We start from the raw sequence: 16,673 nt of genomic DNA, 5'->3' as shown, positions 1-16,673 counted from the left end.
TACTGTTTCCATATGCGACCTTTTTATTCTGGGTAGTTAAAAGAAAACTTCATTGAAACACGTGGATAACACCCTTTGTTATAAGCAAAAAACTGCTCGTAGCAGTCTTTTTACAGTCATGTAACTGTGAATACTTTGGATGCAAAAAAGAGCTGGTTTAAACCAGCTCTTTTTTCTTTATTACTTCTCTATCCCTGCTTTGATTTCTTTAATCATGCCAGCCATTGACTCAAGGCCTCCTCCAGATAAATACCAAAGGCCTGGATCAAGATACACAACGTGATTGTTTTTCACTGCATTGACTTCTTTTACATACTCATTTTCAACAATTTGTTTAGCAGATGATTTTTCACCAATTGCTGCGCCGCGGTCAACGACGAATAAGTAGTCCGGGTTTTGCTTAACTAAATATTCATATGCAATGCTTTGACCATGCTTAGCCGATGGATCCAGGCTGTCGTCTGCTGCTTTGATACCGAATACGTCGTGGATTAATCCGTATTTAGAACCTGAACCAAATGCTGTCATTTTACTATCATTCGCCATCATTACAAGCGCTTTTTTATCTAGTTTATCCGTTTGTTTTTTCAGATCAGCAATTTGCTTATCAATCGCTGCTAGCTCTTTTTTCGCTTGATCTTCTTTATCAAAAATTTGTCCTAGTACTTTTGTATTTTCTTTAAATGACTTCATATAGTGCTGGTTGTCTGTATCGATATAGATCGTCGGCGCAATTTTTGAGAATTCGTCAAATGAATCTGCTTGGCGGCCTTGAATAATAATTAAGTCTGGCTTTAGTTCTGCGATTTTTTCAAAATCTGGCTCTTTTAAGCCTCCTACATTAGCATACTTATCATCTTGATACTTTGATAAATACTCAGGAATTGCTTGTTTTGGTAAGCCCGCTACTTCAACCCCTAGTTTATCTAGCGTATCAAGTGCACCCATGCTGAATACTACAACTTTTTTAGGATTTTTCTCAATTTTAATTCCGTCTTTATTGAACTGATCGGTTACTGTTACCGTTTCTTTTTGTTTACTTTCTCCACTTGTTTCTTTTGCTCCTTGATTACCGCAAGCAGCTATAACAATCGCAGTTAAGACTGCTACAAACATTACTAACACTTTTTTCACTTTCGTCACCTCATGAAATAAATTTTATGAAAAATACACGCAAATACGCTGTCCGCCAACCGTTTCGATTGGAATATCCATATCGTATATATCCTTTAATACAGATGTTTGAATGATGGTTTCTGTTGGGCCTTCACAGATCACTTCACCGTTTTTAAGCGCCACGATGTAATCCGAATAGACAGACGCAAAATTAATATCGTGAATGACAATCACAATGGTTTTGCCTAAGTCTTCTACAAGACGTTTCAGCAGCTTCATAATTTCAACAGAATGCTTCATATCTAAGTTATTGAGCGGTTCATCTAAGAAGATATATTCCGTGTCCTGTGCGATGACCATAGCGATAAAAGCTCGCTGACACTGTCCACCGCTCAGTTCATCCAAGTATTTGTCTTGAATACTTTCAAGCTTCATATAACTCAACGCCTGATCAACCGCTTGTTCATCGCTTTTTGTTAACCGGCCTTTTGAATAAGGAAAGCGGCCAAAATTGACGAGTTCACGTACGCTAAGCCTGATATTCAGCTGATTGGACTGTTTTAAAATGCTCATTTTTTGGGCTAAATCTGAGCTGTCAATATTCTCTATATTTTTTCCTTCTATTGATATTGACCCTGAGTCGGCTTTAATGAGACGGCTCATAATGGAAAGCAGCGTACTTTTCCCCGCTCCGTTTGGGCCGATAAATGACGTGATTTTCCCTTTTGGAATCACGACGGATGTTTTTTCTAAAACGGTTTTTTCTCCGTATGTTTTACTGACATTTGTTACTTCTACCATGATTTATTCTCCTTTAGCAGCAAATAAATAAAGTAAATTCCGCCGGCAAAGTCAATGATGACGCTCAGCGTGGTGCTGAAGGTGAACACTTTTTCAACGATAAATTCTCCTCCGACGAGGGCTATAACACTAAGCAGCAGTGATCCCATCATTAAATAGGTGTGCTTGTACGTTTTGAACAGCTCTCTTGCAAGGTTCACAACAAGCAGTCCAAGAAAGGTGATCGGCCCAACTAACGCCGTAGCCACTGAGACAAAAATGGCAATCACAATCAGCATTTTTTTGACGAGCCTGTCATAATCAATACCTAAATTTACCGCGTGTTCTCTTCCCAGCGACAGGACATCAAAAATGGATGTAAAGCGCCACACGTAAATGCCAAGCAGGATAAATATGACCGCTGATATGTATAGCAAATCGGTATTAACATTGTTGAAGCTTGCAAATGATTTATCTTGTACAACTTGAAATTCATTCGGGTCAATCAGCATTTCCATAAATGAAGACATGCTTTTAAATAACGTGCCGAACACAATTCCAACCAGTAAAATAAAGAAAATATTCTTACCGGCTTTTTTGAACATCAGTATGTAAAGCAAGACCGAAAAGATAATCATCAGCGAAACGCAAAGAAGAAAATTAAGATTTTTGTTCATGATGAAAATATTCGTCGAGCCAAAGATATACACAATAAACGTTTGCAGAAATAAATACAGTGAATCCAGTCCTAGAATACTAGGAGTTAAGATTCGATTATTGGTAATCGTTTGAAAGATAACGGATGAAAACGCAATGGCTCCTCCGGTTAAGATAATCGCCGCAACTTTTTCAATTCTTCGCGGCAGCGTGTACTGCCAGTAGCCTAAATCGTAGCTGATAAACAGCGCCGCTGATAAAACGGCCAGCGCGGCCAGAATGATGATTTTATGTTTGTTATGCATAACGACCTCTCCTTATCAGCATAAAAAGAAAGATCGCACTTCCTATTACACCCACCATTAACCCAATGGAAATTTCATAAGGGAAAATAATGACTCTGCCTAAAATATCGCACGCAAGTACAAACACAGCTCCAAGCAGCGCTGTATGAGGCAGGCTTTTTCGCAAATGATCTCCACGGTAAATCGATACGATATTTGGGATAATCAACCCTAAAAAAGGCAGCATGCCAACGGTCAAAATCGTAATCGACGTAATAAGCGAAACAATGACTAATCCAATGTTTACGATTTGTTTGTATTTCACGCCTAAGTTGATTGAAAAGCTTTCTCCCATACCAGCAACCGTAAACTTATCTGCGTAAAGATAAGCAATTATTAAGAGCGGTATACTCAGGTATAAAAGTTCATATCTCCCTTTGACTACTAGCGAAAAGTCTCCTTGCAGCCATGAAGAAAGGTTTTGAATCAAATCGTATTTGTAGGCGATGAAGGTAGCCAAGGAACTTACGATACTGCCGAGCATTAAACCGACTAGTGGAATATAAATCGTATCGTTAAATTTAATTCTGTCTAGTATTCTCATAAACAATAGATTGCCCGCGAGTGAGAAAATGAAAGCAATGCTCATTTTTAATAGAGGACTTGCTGAAGCAAATACTAGTAGAGAAATCAACACACCAAGTCTTGCCCAGTCCATCGTTCCTGCGGTTGTTGGAGATACAAACTTATTTCGCGTAATTTGCTGCATAATTAATCCGCAAATACTAAGGCTCATTCCCGCCATAATAATACTCAAGAGCCTAGGAAAACGACTAAAAAACAGCGTTTGGCTTTCTTCTTTGCTTAAATGAAACAGATCCATCGCTGACAGATCTTGTACTCCTATAAAAAGAGACGAAACCGCTAGTACAGCAAACACAAGAATTAACTGATAAAACTTCAACTTTCCTTACTCCTTTCTTTCCGCTATAAGTCTAATTATCTCCTCCTTTATCACGTGTAAATGATTATCATTATCAATTGACTTTCTTTATCATATCATTATTCTCTAAATAATCAATGGTTTTCTCAAAATTTAAGCAAAAAAATGCCTTAACAAATGGATCTGTTGAGGCATTTTAAGATTCAATTAGACTTAAAAATAGCTATTTCTCTCTTCATATAAAAAAGGATTGAGACATAGCTTCATTACTCTAATCTAAAGACGAATAAGTAGGATACATGAGCTAGCATGAATCGCTTAGTACACCGCTGTTGATTTCAGCAGGCGGCCGATGAGCCTCCTCGCCGCTTACGCTCCTGCGATCTCACCTCTTCCTCTTTTTTTCGCAGGAGTCTTGGCCTTGCCCTCTAATCAACAGCTAGAAGCCACTGCAGACATGAAATCTACGTTCACCATAACAACAAAAAAATCCGAACTATTAATAGTTCGGATTTAACTTTAAGCAAAATACTTTTGTCGCAACCTTTTTGTATCAAAATTACATATATATGAAATATATGTTTATATTTGAAAGGAATCTACTTATTTTGCAAATACATGATTTCCGATAACTGCCGTTACTTGCTGCGTTGCAACCCATTGGCTTTCAGCGATTTTCGGATTATAGAAAAACAGCGCATCGTTTTCATGCGGGTTTGATAATGCTTCGCTTACCGCTCGTTTTGATTCTTCTGATGCAGGCTGATTAATTGCTCCGTTTGCTACTGGTGAAAATTGATATACGCCGTTTCCTAGCTGCTGATAAATAACGTCGTGAATGTTATTTGGGAATTCCGGTGAAGCTACGCGGTTTAATACCACAATTGCTACCGCTACTTTTCCTTGGTACGGCTCACCTTTTGCTTCTGCTTCTACTAATCTTGCTAGTAAATCTTGATCTTGTGCAGAAACCGATGTAGACGGAGCAGTTTGTGCCGGCGCCGGTGCTTCTCCTTGAAGTTTTAAAGTTTGTCCGATGGTAATGATATCACTTTGTAAACCGTTAACAGCTTTTAACTGATCCACAGTCATGCCGTTTTGTGTTGCAATATGATATAACGTTTCGCCTTGTGCTACTGTATGTACAGATGTTGCCGGACTAGCGGCAGGTTGTGCTTGTCCCTGGTCAGGAATCGTTAATGTTTCTCCAACGTAAATCATGTCGTTTTGGCGGTTATTAGCACCTTTCAGCTCATCTACCGTAACCCCATTTTGTTGGCCAAGCCCCCACAAGGTATCTCCTTTTACGACTTTGTGCGAAGCTGCTGCTGATGCTGTTCCTTGACTTGCTAGAAATGCTACAGACGCTGCAGAAGCAACTGCCCATTTTTTTACACGTTTTTTACTCACAAAAACTACCTCCTAAAATTTGAACCTGTTATTACCTTAGCACATAGATTCGCCTTTTCATTAAAAAAAACAGTAACATTTGTTCTAATTGGATTAAGTTTCTTACAGTGCCATTCATTATGTTACAACTTTTACATGACCCTTAAAGAATATGTAGAAATATGACGATTTCATTGCGAAACGAGCTTTTTATCTGTTTACTTACATTTCTCTTTCTGTAAAAAACTTGATTTAATTATGATTAATCACAGAGATAAAAAGGAAAACAGCAGTCAAATAGAGAAATAGTGTAACTATTGAGGAATGATTCAGCGCTTCTTTGTCAATTTACGTTTGTTTATTAATAAAGGAGGTCCATTTGGATGTGTGCAAATAAAATGTATGTAACGTATAATACGGAAAAACCGGCTATTACGATTCAAGGAGCTTTTTATCATACGGGAGGAACGCAGGAGGAGTTTTTGCGGGAATTCAAGTACTGGCTTGAATCTCACGGCTGGTCATTTATGGGCGTAACAAATGAAACAACGATGACAACGGCGAACAAGGAGTTAAAAGAAACGATGGAACAGCATAAAATAGAAGGCAAAAAAGTTCAAAGACTAGAAGATTTATAACGATTGCCCCTATGCCCCTTCACACATGTCCAAACGCCAATACGTAAAAAAGCCTTTAGATGAGCTAAAGGCTTTTTTACGTTAACGAGAAAGTGCGACCACCTTCTGATTTTCGACTCTTTCTTCGGTAGGCTTTCTCATTTCTTTTTCCGTCCATACGCCAATGCGTTTTTGTCTTTTCCCAAGAGGCTGTTTTTCACATGCATAGCAAATTTCTGAAATATCATCAAAATGAGCTAACGACATCTTTATCCCTCCTTTTCTAAATATACACAGGCAAGTTAGTATGTCTCTTCCCTTATTTTCCAAAGCTAAACGGCTTCATCTTATATTTAAACAATTTATAAACAAATGGAATAAATAAGTTCTACTTCATTATCATTTAGATTGTTTTATTTAGATATAGAGGGGTAAACAAAAACTATCCCACCTCACACCCTGAAGTTTGAAACTGTCACGTAAAAAAGCTGCTTTCTATCCATTACATGGATAGAAAGCAGCTTTTTTATATTTTTTTCTTTTACTAGCTGTAAAATCCAAGGATACTCTCAGAAAACGAATGGCTATACTTTTATTGACGCTCTCCTATTCCAAATACTTCTGCTACGTGATTTTCTAATTTATGCTTGTAGTGATCAATGTTTGGATGTTTGACTACATCATGAATAGAGTAAGTTGGAAGTGGACTCATACCGACGTACTGATTCATTTTATGCAAATGCATAATGGCTTCGTCTAAACTTTTTCCTTCATAGAAAGCTTCGTCATTGTTAAAAATAGCTTCTGGCGCATTCCATGTAAGAGAAAACATGTATTTTTTCCTCTTTAATAAGCCGCCTCGCCCGTATTGATTTGAGCCTTTAAAGAAAATATCATCCATATACACGCGATCAATATATTGCTTAAACTTTCCGGGAATGCTGAACCAGTAAATAGGCGTCTGCATAATCACAACATCAGCCCATAGCCACTTTTCAATTTCTTCTTCTACTTCGTAGCCTTTATCAACCACCGTTGTTTTAATGTTAAATTGATCAGTGAGTAAATGCTGCATTTCGTTAAAAATCGTCTGATTTAACTCTCCTTTTGACTTTTTATAATACTCGTGTCCATTAATGATTAATACGTTTTTCATGCTGACCTGCTCCTTTCCAAAATCCTTACTTCTTTATCTTCATATATCTGTATACCCATAAAAACTGCTTATCTATCAGTATCTACTCTTACTTTGAAGTAACATAGGTACCTAGAAGTCCCTTTTTAAACACCCTTATGATTTCCTAAACAAAGAAAAACACAAGGTCTAATTTACTAATTCCTTAGAAGATGTTTAACTTGTATAAAGCAAATCGTTTTTTTAAAATCAGTTCTTTTAACCCAATAAAAAAGACTGGCGAATTAAATTCCGCCAGCCTTTTTCCCTTTTTTTATTTCGGTTCGCCTACTTCATTTAACGGATAGTAGCGAAACTGCACTTTTCCGATAACTGATTTTTGTGGAATGAAGCCAAATGCTCGTCCATCATGACTTACAGGACGGTTGTCCCCCATTACAAACAGTGAATTTTTCGGTACCTTCACTTTGCCATCAGTTGCAGGCAGCGTTTGAAGCGTAAAATCTTCCGTGAATTTTTCATTAGGTGCAAGAGATTTTTTAGATTCTTTTAAATACGGCTCTTTATAAGCTTTGCCGTTAATATACAGAACGTCGTTTTTCATTTCTATCGTATCTCCTGGCAGTCCAATTACACGTTTAATATAATTTTCATCTGCATCCGGTGCATGAAATACAATCATATCAAAGCGATCAACATCACTGATTTTATTTAAAATAACGCGGTTTGAATCTTCAAACGTTGGATACATCGATTCACCGTGAACCGTAGTTGGCGCAAATAAAAAATGACGAACTCCCACTACAATAACCAATGCAATAACAATGGACTTAATCCATGAAAACACTTCTTTTTTTACGTTATTTTTGCTCATTTCAAAACATCCCTTACGTCAAAATATACTTTCATCATAGCATCAAATAAAGGGAAAGTATAATAATAACCGAATAATCTTATTTATTGATCACCATTTGTCACTGTGCCTTGATGGAAAAACAAGCGCCACTTTTCTTCTCTTTTTCGCCAAATAGAACTGCGAAGCGTCTTTTTTTCTGCCGTATGGTTCATAAGATGATAGGTAGTTAATACGCAGTCAGGAGACAATACGTCTACATGAAAATGAGAGATTTCAAATACATCTGGCGAAAGCACATGATTGTTATTGTAATCTTTTCGTTTCCATACCGTGCCCGAACTGCCAAACTCCACGTAATCATCTGCAAGAATGTTTGAAAGCTCTTTAGCAGAGGTTCGTACTTCTGATTTTAAGTGCATGGATTCTAACTCATAAAATATTTGGGTGATATTCGCTATTTCCACTTTCACAGCCTCCTCTCATTCTTTCTTACATTCATTATAAAGGAATACTGCCGTTTTCACTTAAGACTTGTTGCATCATTTTGATCATTTCAAACATAGAAACCCCTCCTATTTTAGAAAGTTTTTCCATAAAAGTTTCACTTCATATTAAAATAAAGTATCGCACACAGTGCTTTTGCACCTCCTCCTTCTTCAAAAGCAGCTCAAAAGCAGATTGTACCTATTTAGCGATTTCTATCTGTCTAGTAAAATTTTTTCGCAGGAGCTTTGCTTTTCATCTCAGAACCTATTGACTATTATTTTCATTTCATACAAAATTAACAATTGTGCATGGTTTACATGTTAATACGAGCAAAAAGATACTGTTTTGCAACATTAAAGGAGGAACAACATGAACATCGGTACGATTAAAAGAGAAGCTAAAGCTTCTTTAAAGAATCGCTGGGGACTTGCGATTCTACTGACGGTGGTGACGTACGGAGTATATACGCTTCTGCCTATTCCATTTGAAATTGTGGCAAGCGGCGGCTATGAAAATTGGATGAAAGATGAATCTGACTCGTCCTCATGGATTTCAACTGCCTTTGCTATCGTCTTTTCACCTCTTCTTATGGCGAACTACTGGGCATTTTTAGGTTTAGCACGAGGTGAATCTGTTCAATTGAGGCACTTGTTTAAAACATTCCAAGACTTCGGTCTTTATGTAAAGTCATTAGGAATTTATGTACTTATGACTCTTTATGTGATGCTGTGGTCACTGCTTTTACTGATTCCTGGAATTATTAAAGCACTGGCATATTCACAAACGTACTATATTTGTAAAGACAATCCTGCTTACTCGATGAATCAAGCGATTACAGAAAGCCGCAGGTTGATGAATGGTTATAAAGGACAGTACTTCCTGCTGCTGCTAAGCTTTCTTGGCTGGTTTTTATTAAGTATTATTACACTAGGAATCGGCTTTTTATGGTCTATTCCATACCTTTCTGCTTCACTTGCTCGTTTTTATGAAAATTTGTTAAACGAACGCTCATCGCATGCTGAATAATAAAAAAATCCTCTTCATCGTGAAGAGGATTTTTTTATAAGAACACGGTTTGCATAAGTGAAGCTCTTATGTCATAAAGCTTACTAAGAGTATAGAAGAAAGGCAGGAGCTTATATGTATACTACAAGTGAAATTTGTCAGCAGTTTGGCCAGATTTTAAACGCTAAAAGCAAAGTTAGTTCAACAGGATGCTCAGTGTCGCTTAAAAGAAGCTTTCAAGCTCATGTTCAAGGGCGAAAAAGCAGCTCTGTCGTTCCTGTTGGTGTATCATTTGAGGCGATAGATGCACAGGGAAACGCGTTAAACTTGGCTGAGATTGCTATTTTACAAGAAGAAATCCCTCGTTTTACAGAAGCTGCTGCGCGGCAAGGTCTTATCGTAAGCGCTTTGCATAACCATTGGCTTTTCACAGAACCGGTCCTTATGTATCTTCATATTCAATCTGTAGAGCCTCCTTTACATTTTGCAAAAAAAATGGCTTTTTGTTTTACAATGCTCAAGAGTCTTCCTGTTCCGACAAACGAATAATTTATTAAACGTATCTCTCAGGTACATTAGAGAGGTGAGAGATGTTTTTTATACCTATAGATTACTAATATAGCTAAAGGAAACCTCCTTACCTTTTAAGTCATTAACAAAAGGGCGCTATGTATTTTTGAGAAGCTACATAAAAACAAAACCCAGCACTTTCTTATAAGTACTGGGTTTCTGCTTTATCTATTTTCACGTATATCTTTTTCAATTTTCCGCAATGCTTTTTTTGATCCTCGCTGCAGATCATGCTGCTCTTTTCGGTCTTTATAGCTAATAAATAACGAATCGAGGTCATAGCCTTCGGGATATAATTCAGCAGCTTTGATTTCAAGAGCTACTCGCTTAACGTTTATTTCAATTAACTCATTCTGATAGAGTACGACTATATTATTTGTGTTGTCTTTAGACTTATACACAATCGCATGATTCTCATAATCTAACAGTTTTACTCGATCTCCTATTTGGTATTCAACACGGTCTTTTTTCTTTTCCTTCAAAATAGTTGGTTTTTTTATTTTATTTTCTCTGACGACTTCCGTATCATACGATTTGCTTTCCATATAGAACTTTGCTTTTTGTAAAATCTCTTCTTCTACCTTCATCTTCTTTGAAATCCAAAGCGCATTGCTTTCTCCAGATGTGCCAATTAACAGCTGATACAGCGGTTCTAATGTTTTACTGTTGAACTGCATCGCGGCATTCATAAAGTCAGGATGAATTTCTGAGAAACGCTTAATTTCTCCGTAATGCGTAGTCGCGACCGTTATGCAGCCCATATGATAAAACTTTTCTAAGATCGCAATCGCAAGTGCAGCTCCTTCATTCGGTTCGGTGCCGCTGCCAATTTCATCGAATAGGAGCAGCGTATTGTTCGTTGCTTTTTGCAAAATAGCCGATATATTTTTCATGTGTGAGGAAAAGGTACTCAGCGCATTTTCAATACTTTGGTTGTCGCCGATATCGACAAAAATATGTTCAAACAATGAAATTTCTGTTCCTTCATCAGCTGTAATATGAAATCCTAACATTGTAGCCAGTGTCAGTAGCCCAATCGTTTTTAAGACAACGGTTTTTCCTCCTGAGTTAGGTCCCGTAATAATTAAGCTTCGATAATTCTCGCCAATTTCGAAGTGAAGCGGAACAATTTTACCAGTTAACAGCGGGTGATATGCGCCTTTTAAATGAATATATCCATAATCATTAATTTTAGGTTCGATTCCATCTGCCTGTTTACTGTATTTTGCTTTGGCAAACACCATGTCGTATTGGCTAATTAGCTCTAAATTAATATGAATATCAGCTAGCTTCTCTAACACTAAACCTGTTAAAGATGCTAAAATTTGATATTCTTCTACCTCTTCTTCTGCTTTCAAAATCGCTAGTTCCGCATTCAGCTTTGTAATAGATGCCGGCTCTATAAACACTGTTGACCCTTTAGAAGATGTTTCAACAATCGTTCCTCCAACATGATTTTTATAGGATGCCTTGATCGGAATCGTATAGCGGTCTCCTTTTTTACTGATGAAGAAGTCTTGAATATACTCTTTGTTTTTACCGTTTCGTAAAAATTTCGCAAGCTGCTCTGAAATTTTAGCTTCCGTTCCTTCTATATGTCTTCTGATACGCTTGAGCTCTTTGCTTGCCGCAGCGTCTACTTTTCCGGCTTTGATCGCAAAATTAATTTCCTCTTCTATACTTGTCAGTTCTTTCATCGAATGAGCATAGGAACTTAAGAGCGAAGCAAAAAATTCTTTATCCACCATATATTGTTTTACTTTTCTGCAGCCTTTTAAAAAATCGGATACTCGCATTAGCTCTTCGGGCTCTAAAATCATGCCTTTTTCAAGCTTTCCGATGACTCTTCCTATACCTGAGACACCTGATAGCGGAAGTGATTTCTCAGCATCTAGAAGTCTTCGTGCTTCCGTTGTTTCTTTAAGTCGGTTTTTTACTGTTTTAAGAGATGTGCTCGGCTGAAGTTTATCCATTAATTGTTTTCCCAGCTCACTTACGCAGTGAGATTTTACGATTTCTTTTAATTCCTGATACTGCAATTTTTCAAATGTCATCGTATTCATGGTTTTTCTCCTCACTATGATTTGTCATCACATATGAAGATACCTATTTATTAGAAGGCAATGAAAAAGGTAAACAAAAAAAGCTGTGGTGATCCCACAGCTTTTGCGTTCATAAGGTGTCTAAACACATATCACGAAAGAAAGCTCTGTAAAAACAGACGCCTCTTTCGCGACAAATGCCGAACCCTTTATAAAGCATTGTAGGTATCTTCATAGGCAGTGAAATAAATCCATAAGCAAATAAAGGGTACCTTCACTCTCCAAAAAATACCCGTCTTGCTTATTTAATTTATTTCATTCAATTGTTCCTATTTAGATACTACTCCGCTCATAAAAGCACCTCATCTATATTTTAGTTTTCATTGGCTTCTAATTTACACTCTTATCATACTATATGAAAAAGCGTGCGTAAAGGAGACAGTAAAAAGCTCAAGACATAACTTGAGCTTTCATGACAAAAGAAAAAAACGAAGGAGCGCCATCATTCCAACTCCGCTAATAACGGTGATGGATAAGCTTTTGGTTTTCAGCGCAATCAGTAAGGTTGGAATAACTACGATAATGACGGGCCAGTTAATCTTTACGCTGTCATTTGCTTGAATGATAAAGTTCTGTACAACAAGTGCTGTTAAAATACAAATAGGAATATAGGATAGCCATTTTAATACGGGTTGTGGCAGTGCGATGTTACGCACAACTAAAAACGGAACAATACGAGGAACTAAGGTAACAAGGGCACACCCTAAAATAACGATAAGTGTTGAATAGTGGATACTCATTTATCCGTCACCACCCCAATTGTCGCTACAATAATCGTTGAAATTAATACAGCCACATGTGAAGGTACCAAAAAAGACAGCACAATCATAATAATCGCCATATAAAGAATCAAACGTAAATAATGATTAAACTTTGAAGGTAACACGCTTTCGATTTGTAAAACAAGCAGAGCTAAAAACATAGCCGTTAAGGCAAAATCAAACCCAAAGGCTTCCGGGTCAGATAGCAAATGACCAAAAATAGCTCCTATCGTACAGGCGATAATCCAGCTGACGTAAGCCGTTATATTTAATCCATTCATCCAGCGGTCATTAATTGGCTCCCCTTTTGCAATTTTACTTGAAGACACTCCAAATGATTCATCCGTCAGAAGTGCTCCAATTCCAACGTTTTTTAATAACGAATATTTTGTAAATTTAGGCGCGACCGTAGCACTCAAAAGAAAATGTCGTAAGTTAACGATGAATGTTGTGAGAATAATAGCTGAAATCGAACTGTTAGCAACCATCAGTGCACAAATAATAAACTGAGCAGCCCCGGCATACACGAGTGCTGATAATAAAGTAACTTCCATAACGGAAAGATGCGAGGACACTCCGACAATCCCGGCGGCAAGCCCTATGCTTATGTAACCGAGTAGCGTGGGGACACAGTCCTTAGCCCCTTGTCTGAACGTTAAATCCACTTTTTCTCTCTGCTGTACTGCTTTTTCTGCGATCACCGTACTCCCTCCTTTTCTGCTATATTATACATCTATACGTTATATTAAACAACGGTATGTTATACTATCTTTATAATAATTAAAGGAGTACAACAATGGACGCAATTCAAGATATTATTGCTAAAAATCTTGTTAAATTACGAAAAAATCGAAATTTGACGCTTGATCAAGTTTCCGAATTAACGGGTGTGAGCAAAGCAATGCTTGCACAAATTGAAAAAGGCAAATCCAGTCCGACGGTTACCACTCTTTGGAAAATCGCAAACGGCCTTCAAGTCTCTTTTTCCGTATTTATGAAAGAAGACACTCCGGGTGTACAGAAAGTAAGCATAAAACAGCTAGAGCCCATCACGGACAACAAAGGTGATTACTTAGTGTATTCTTTTTTCCCTTATCATCCGGAAAAAAAGTTTGAAATTTACATTGTTACATTAAAGCCCGGATGCGTGCATGAAGCGAAAACTCACTTAGGAGATGAATACTTACTTATTAAAGAAGGAGAATTAACGGTTCGTTTTGAAAATGAAGAACATGAATTAGTCTCAGGAGACGCTCTGCATTTTTCAGGCAATACCTCTCACAGCTATATCAATTCTTCTGAAAAAGAAGCAAGCTTTTTTTTGCTTATGCACTACCCCGAATCATAAAAAAAAGAGCGTACGGATGATCCGTACGCTCTTTTTTTATTAAGCTGCGTGGGCTTGTTCTTTTTTCATTTTTTTGTTTTTCATGTATCCAATGCCTACAACTGCAATGGTTAAGATAACTTGCACAGCAAGATGTAAAGCTGTACTTGGAACAAATCCGCCGATGATTTTATCTTCAACAATCATTTTTCCAGCAGACCATGCGAGCATCGCCGCTCCGGCATAAATGATAATCGGAAATTTTTCCATTGCTTTCATAATAAAGCTGCTTCCCCAAATAATAATCGGAATTGAAATTAATACACCAATCATAATTGGAACAAATTCATGAGCTACACCAGCTAGAGCTAATACGTTATCTAATGACATGACCGCATCTGCGATAATAATCGTTTTAACCGCACTCCATACCGTTGCTCCACCTTGAGGATTGTCACCGTGATCGTGATTATCCGCTAGTAATTTATATGCAATCCAGACTAGCATCAAGCCGCCGACCGCTCCGATTAATGGGATTTTTAATAATGGGACAATAATAGCCGCAAATAATAATCGAAGACCAATCGCGCCGCCTGTTCCAATTAAAATCGCTCTTTTTTGTAAGTCCTTTGGTACGTTGCGAGCTGCCATTGCAATCACAATCGCGTTATCCCCGCTTAAAATTAAATCAAGAAAAATAATTTGCAGCAAACCTTGCACTGATACACCAATTAGTTCCTCCATAGTTACCTCCACCTTCTCTTTTTATGTAACGTTTCTCCTCTAAATGTCCGAACCTTTTCCTCCTTTTTTATAATTGAATACAAAAAAGACCCTTACCAAATAAGCGGTAAAGGTCTTGCTAACAACATAATGTCGCCAACAAAGCCGAGAGATAATCTCTGTAATGACGACTTTGCTGTTAAAGCTACTCCCCTTTAGGAGATACGTTCAATTATTTGTTTGTATTTACACCACTTATACTATAGCATCTCCTACATTCTGTCAATCGTTTTTTATGTAAAACGATTGTCAACGCTTTCTCTTTCAATCAATTCATAGTTCGAAAGTGTAAGCTTTTCGACTTCTTCACCGTTAACCAGCTTAATAATTCGCTGTGCCCCCATTTGTCCCGCTTCTTTATAGTAATATTTTACGGTCGTTAAGCTCGGATGAATCACACCTGTAATTTCATAGCCGCCAAAGCCGGTAATGGATACATCTTCAGGAACGCGCAGTCCGTTTAAATAAGCTGCCTTTAATGTACCAAGCGCAATGTTATCGGTCGCACATACAATCATGGACGGGTTAAATTCGTTCATCACTGCCGTAGCTGCTCCAATTGCATCGCTCATGTTAAAGCTTGTTTGATAATAGCGAATCTCGCAATCGCTGTCTTTAAGACCTTGCTTTACACCTTCTTTTCTTTTTACACCTACAGCTATGTCTTTTTCGGTTACGCCTAAAAAAGCGATTTTTTTATGCCCTTTTTCCCCTATGTACCTTCCAATGTCGCATGCAGCCTCGTAATCTTGATGAATTAAACTGTGGACTTCTTTATGCTCCTGTCCAATCAGCAAAACGGGAATTGAAATCGTACGGAACGCTTCCAAATGAGCTTTTGTGATCTGAACGGCAAGCAAAATAATACCGGCTACCTTCTGCTTAGCCAGCGTATAAATATTTTCAATTTCTCTTTCTAAATCTTGATTAGAATTGGAAACAATCATTTGATAGTGGTGGTCTCTAAGTTCTTGGTCAATACCATCTAATGTGCGGGAAGTCGCAAAAGAACCCATGCGCGGAACAATGACACCGATGATATTTGTTTTTTTTGCTTTTAAGCTTTGAGCAAAAGCATTTGGGCTATAGTTTGTTTCTTTAATAATTCCTTCAATTTTTCGTTTCGTCGCATCGCTCACAGACCCTCCGTTAAGGTAGCGGGATACAGTGCTTTTTGCTACTCCTGCAAGTCGAGCGATATCTGCAATAGTTGTCATTCTCTCATCTCCGTATTTTGTTGCTGCTCTTCTTTCCCAGTATACACGAATATCGCGTGTATATTAAGTAACTGCTTTACTTTTTGCTTCATAAGCGGTATGATAACCTAAATGTGGATAATCTTTATCCATGTTGTACACATATAGCAGGAGATGATGTTTTTGCATATGAAAACAGGCGTTGAGCAATCGGTATATGCCATTTTGCTGCTTACGTTTTTACCTGAAAAAGCTGTGCTGCCAGGAGATGTTATCAGCACTCAGCTTGGCGGTTCGCCTACGTATTTTCAAAAGCTTCTTCGCAAGCTGGTTAGCGCTGATTTACTCGCCTCCGTTCCTGGAAGCAAAGGTGGATTTCGCTTAAAGAAAACGCCGGAAGAAATTCGAATCTATGACGTATACGTAGCCATTGAAGGCAAGCAGTCTCTTTATTCATCAAGCGGTATTTTTCACGATATGCTTAATTTAAAAGACAAAGATATTTGCTTATTATCCGATTTAATGGAAGAAGCCGAATCTTCATGGCAGTCCATTTTAAAACGGCAAACCATTGCCACGCTCACAAATGAAATTCACAAAAAATGTCCAAAAGAAAACCTGGATAAGCTAAAAGCAACAGTAGAAGAAAAAATGGTGCTGTAGCAC

Annotated in this window: 19 protein-coding genes; 5 read left to right on the top strand and 14 right to left on the bottom strand. The window is 37.7% G+C overall.

What is annotated here, in order from left to right:
- Positions 1-180: 180 nt before the first annotated feature.
- The 5 genes from ACOZIR_RS08460 to ACOZIR_RS08440 all read right to left on the bottom strand — a co-directional run bounded on the left by ACOZIR_RS08460 (position 181) and on the right by ACOZIR_RS08440 (position 5,190).
- Entirely contained in the window at positions 181-1,134 is a 954-nt protein-coding gene (locus ACOZIR_RS08460) for a siderophore ABC transporter substrate-binding protein (protein WP_045295418.1), read from the bottom strand.
- Positions 1,135-1,158: 24 nt separating this feature from the next.
- Entirely contained in the window at positions 1,159-1,917 is a 759-nt protein-coding gene (locus tag ACOZIR_RS08455; protein ID WP_045295419.1) for an ABC transporter ATP-binding protein, read from the bottom strand.
- Complete coding sequence (locus ACOZIR_RS08450; protein ID WP_045295420.1) at positions 1,911-2,858, bottom strand: iron chelate uptake ABC transporter family permease subunit; 948 nt, start codon at positions 2,856-2,858, stop codon at positions 1,911-1,913. The genes ACOZIR_RS08455 and ACOZIR_RS08450 overlap by 7 nt, the downstream gene beginning before the upstream one ends.
- Positions 2,851-3,801 (bottom strand): ABC transporter permease, encoded by a 951-nt coding sequence (locus tag ACOZIR_RS08445; protein ID WP_045295421.1) that lies wholly within the window; start codon positions 3,799-3,801, stop codon positions 2,851-2,853. Before ACOZIR_RS08445 ends, ACOZIR_RS08450 begins: the two co-directional genes overlap by 8 nt.
- A gap of 582 nt (positions 3,802-4,383) precedes the next feature.
- On the bottom strand, positions 4,384-5,190 hold the full coding sequence (locus ACOZIR_RS08440; RefSeq protein WP_013057892.1) for a cell wall hydrolase: 807 nt from the start codon (positions 5,188-5,190) through the stop codon (positions 4,384-4,386).
- Between the two features lie 362 nt (positions 5,191-5,552).
- Here ACOZIR_RS08440 and ACOZIR_RS08435 point away from each other — a divergent pair, with 362 nt between their 5' ends.
- Positions 5,553-5,807 carry a hypothetical protein gene (locus tag ACOZIR_RS08435; protein WP_013057893.1) on the top strand — a complete coding sequence of 85 codons (255 nt, stop codon included), beginning with the start codon at positions 5,553-5,555 and terminating at the stop codon, positions 5,805-5,807.
- Between the two features lie 81 nt (positions 5,808-5,888).
- On the opposite strand, the gene ACOZIR_RS08430 is transcribed toward ACOZIR_RS08435, so the two are convergent.
- The 4 genes from ACOZIR_RS08430 to ACOZIR_RS08415 all read right to left on the bottom strand — a co-directional run bounded on the left by ACOZIR_RS08430 (position 5,889) and on the right by ACOZIR_RS08415 (position 8,241).
- A complete protein-coding gene (locus tag ACOZIR_RS08430; RefSeq protein ID WP_162871488.1) occupies positions 5,889-6,053 on the bottom strand; it encodes a hypothetical protein in 165 nt (54 codons plus the stop codon).
- A gap of 325 nt (positions 6,054-6,378) precedes the next feature.
- Positions 6,379-6,942 (bottom strand): NAD(P)H-dependent oxidoreductase, encoded by a 564-nt coding sequence (locus tag ACOZIR_RS08425; RefSeq protein ID WP_310877879.1) that lies wholly within the window; start codon positions 6,940-6,942, stop codon positions 6,379-6,381.
- A 292-nt stretch (positions 6,943-7,234) separates the two neighbouring features.
- Positions 7,235-7,795, bottom strand: a complete 561-nt coding sequence (gene lepB / locus ACOZIR_RS08420; protein ID WP_310877880.1) for a signal peptidase I — start codon at positions 7,793-7,795, stop codon at positions 7,235-7,237.
- A gap of 83 nt (positions 7,796-7,878) precedes the next feature.
- Positions 7,879-8,241, bottom strand: a complete 363-nt coding sequence (locus ACOZIR_RS08415) for a DUF4440 domain-containing protein (protein WP_310877881.1) — start codon at positions 8,239-8,241, stop codon at positions 7,879-7,881.
- A 391-nt stretch (positions 8,242-8,632) separates the two neighbouring features.
- On the opposite strand from ACOZIR_RS08415, the gene ACOZIR_RS08410 reads away from it, so the two are divergent.
- Positions 8,633-9,289, top strand: a complete 657-nt coding sequence (locus tag ACOZIR_RS08410) for a DUF975 family protein (RefSeq protein WP_310877882.1) — start codon at positions 8,633-8,635, stop codon at positions 9,287-9,289.
- Between the two features lie 114 nt (positions 9,290-9,403).
- Positions 9,404-9,817, top strand: a complete 414-nt coding sequence (locus ACOZIR_RS08405) for a DUF1259 domain-containing protein (RefSeq protein WP_263045241.1) — start codon at positions 9,404-9,406, stop codon at positions 9,815-9,817.
- A gap of 185 nt (positions 9,818-10,002) precedes the next feature.
- On the opposite strand, the gene ACOZIR_RS08400 is transcribed toward ACOZIR_RS08405, so the two are convergent.
- From ACOZIR_RS08400 to ACOZIR_RS08390, 3 genes are all read right to left on the bottom strand, one after another.
- Positions 10,003-11,901 carry an endonuclease MutS2 gene (locus ACOZIR_RS08400; RefSeq protein ID WP_310877883.1) on the bottom strand — a complete coding sequence of 633 codons (1,899 nt, stop codon included), beginning with the start codon at positions 11,899-11,901 and terminating at the stop codon, positions 10,003-10,005.
- Positions 11,902-12,350: 449 nt separating this feature from the next.
- Entirely contained in the window at positions 12,351-12,680 is a 330-nt protein-coding gene (locus ACOZIR_RS08395; protein ID WP_045294217.1) for an AzlD domain-containing protein, read from the bottom strand.
- Positions 12,677-13,402, bottom strand: a complete 726-nt coding sequence (locus tag ACOZIR_RS08390; RefSeq protein WP_045294219.1) for an AzlC family ABC transporter permease — start codon at positions 13,400-13,402, stop codon at positions 12,677-12,679. Before ACOZIR_RS08390 ends, ACOZIR_RS08395 begins: the two co-directional genes overlap by 4 nt.
- A gap of 95 nt (positions 13,403-13,497) precedes the next feature.
- Here ACOZIR_RS08390 and ACOZIR_RS08385 point away from each other — a divergent pair, with 95 nt between their 5' ends.
- Complete coding sequence (locus ACOZIR_RS08385) at positions 13,498-14,049, top strand: helix-turn-helix domain-containing protein (protein WP_045294221.1); 552 nt, start codon at positions 13,498-13,500, stop codon at positions 14,047-14,049.
- Positions 14,050-14,088: 39 nt separating this feature from the next.
- On the opposite strand, the gene ACOZIR_RS08380 is transcribed toward ACOZIR_RS08385, so the two are convergent.
- Positions 14,089-14,772, bottom strand: coding sequence for a TerC family protein (locus ACOZIR_RS08380; protein ID WP_016764850.1), 684 nt, complete (start codon positions 14,770-14,772; stop codon positions 14,089-14,091).
- Between the two features lie 272 nt (positions 14,773-15,044).
- Positions 15,045-16,028, bottom strand: coding sequence for a LacI family DNA-binding transcriptional regulator (locus ACOZIR_RS08375; protein ID WP_310877884.1), 984 nt, complete (start codon positions 16,026-16,028; stop codon positions 15,045-15,047).
- A gap of 162 nt (positions 16,029-16,190) precedes the next feature.
- Here ACOZIR_RS08375 and ACOZIR_RS08370 point away from each other — a divergent pair, with 162 nt between their 5' ends.
- Positions 16,191-16,670 carry an RrF2 family transcriptional regulator gene (locus ACOZIR_RS08370; protein WP_045294225.1) on the top strand — a complete coding sequence of 160 codons (480 nt, stop codon included), beginning with the start codon at positions 16,191-16,193 and terminating at the stop codon, positions 16,668-16,670.
- Positions 16,671-16,673 lie beyond the last annotated feature (3 nt).

It is taken from the genome of Priestia sp. D3YE.R1, assembly GCF_049199565.1.
In the GTDB taxonomy this organism is placed as follows: Bacteria; Bacillota; Bacilli; order Bacillales; family Bacillaceae_H; genus Priestia; species Priestia aryabhattai.
Note: the sequence above shows the minus strand (reverse complement) of the source record. Positions and strands in the feature narration are given on the sequence as shown.

What these genes read in the sequence shown, in the direction of transcription:
- ACOZIR_RS08455 (WP_045295419.1), bottom strand. Translation starts at nt 1,917, where the DNA reads ATGGTAGAAGTAACAAATGTCAGTAAAACATACGGAGAAAAAACCGTT.
- ACOZIR_RS08450 (WP_045295420.1), bottom strand. Translation starts at nt 2,858, where the DNA reads ATGCATAACAAACATAAAATCATCATTCTGGCCGCGCTGGCCGTTTTA.
- ACOZIR_RS08435 (WP_013057893.1), top strand. Translation starts at nt 5,553, where the DNA reads ATGTGTGCAAATAAAATGTATGTAACGTATAATACGGAAAAACCGGCT.
- ACOZIR_RS08430 (WP_162871488.1), bottom strand. Translation starts at nt 6,053, where the DNA reads ATGTCGTTAGCTCATTTTGATGATATTTCAGAAATTTGCTATGCATGT.
- ACOZIR_RS08425 (WP_310877879.1), bottom strand. Translation starts at nt 6,942, where the DNA reads ATGAAAAACGTATTAATCATTAATGGACACGAGTATTATAAAAAGTCA.
- lepB (WP_310877880.1), bottom strand. Translation starts at nt 7,795, where the DNA reads ATGAGCAAAAATAACGTAAAAAAAGAAGTGTTTTCATGGATTAAGTCC.
- ACOZIR_RS08410 (WP_310877882.1), top strand. Translation starts at nt 8,633, where the DNA reads ATGAACATCGGTACGATTAAAAGAGAAGCTAAAGCTTCTTTAAAGAAT.
- ACOZIR_RS08405 (WP_263045241.1), top strand. Translation starts at nt 9,404, where the DNA reads ATGTATACTACAAGTGAAATTTGTCAGCAGTTTGGCCAGATTTTAAAC.
- ACOZIR_RS08400 (WP_310877883.1), bottom strand. Translation starts at nt 11,901, where the DNA reads ATGAATACGATGACATTTGAAAAATTGCAGTATCAGGAATTAAAAGAA.
- ACOZIR_RS08395 (WP_045294217.1), bottom strand. Translation starts at nt 12,680, where the DNA reads ATGAGTATCCACTATTCAACACTTATCGTTATTTTAGGGTGTGCCCTT.
- ACOZIR_RS08385 (WP_045294221.1), top strand. Translation starts at nt 13,498, where the DNA reads ATGGACGCAATTCAAGATATTATTGCTAAAAATCTTGTTAAATTACGA.
- ACOZIR_RS08380 (WP_016764850.1), bottom strand. Translation starts at nt 14,772, where the DNA reads ATGGAGGAACTAATTGGTGTATCAGTGCAAGGTTTGCTGCAAATTATT.
- ACOZIR_RS08375 (WP_310877884.1), bottom strand. Translation starts at nt 16,028, where the DNA reads ATGACAACTATTGCAGATATCGCTCGACTTGCAGGAGTAGCAAAAAGC.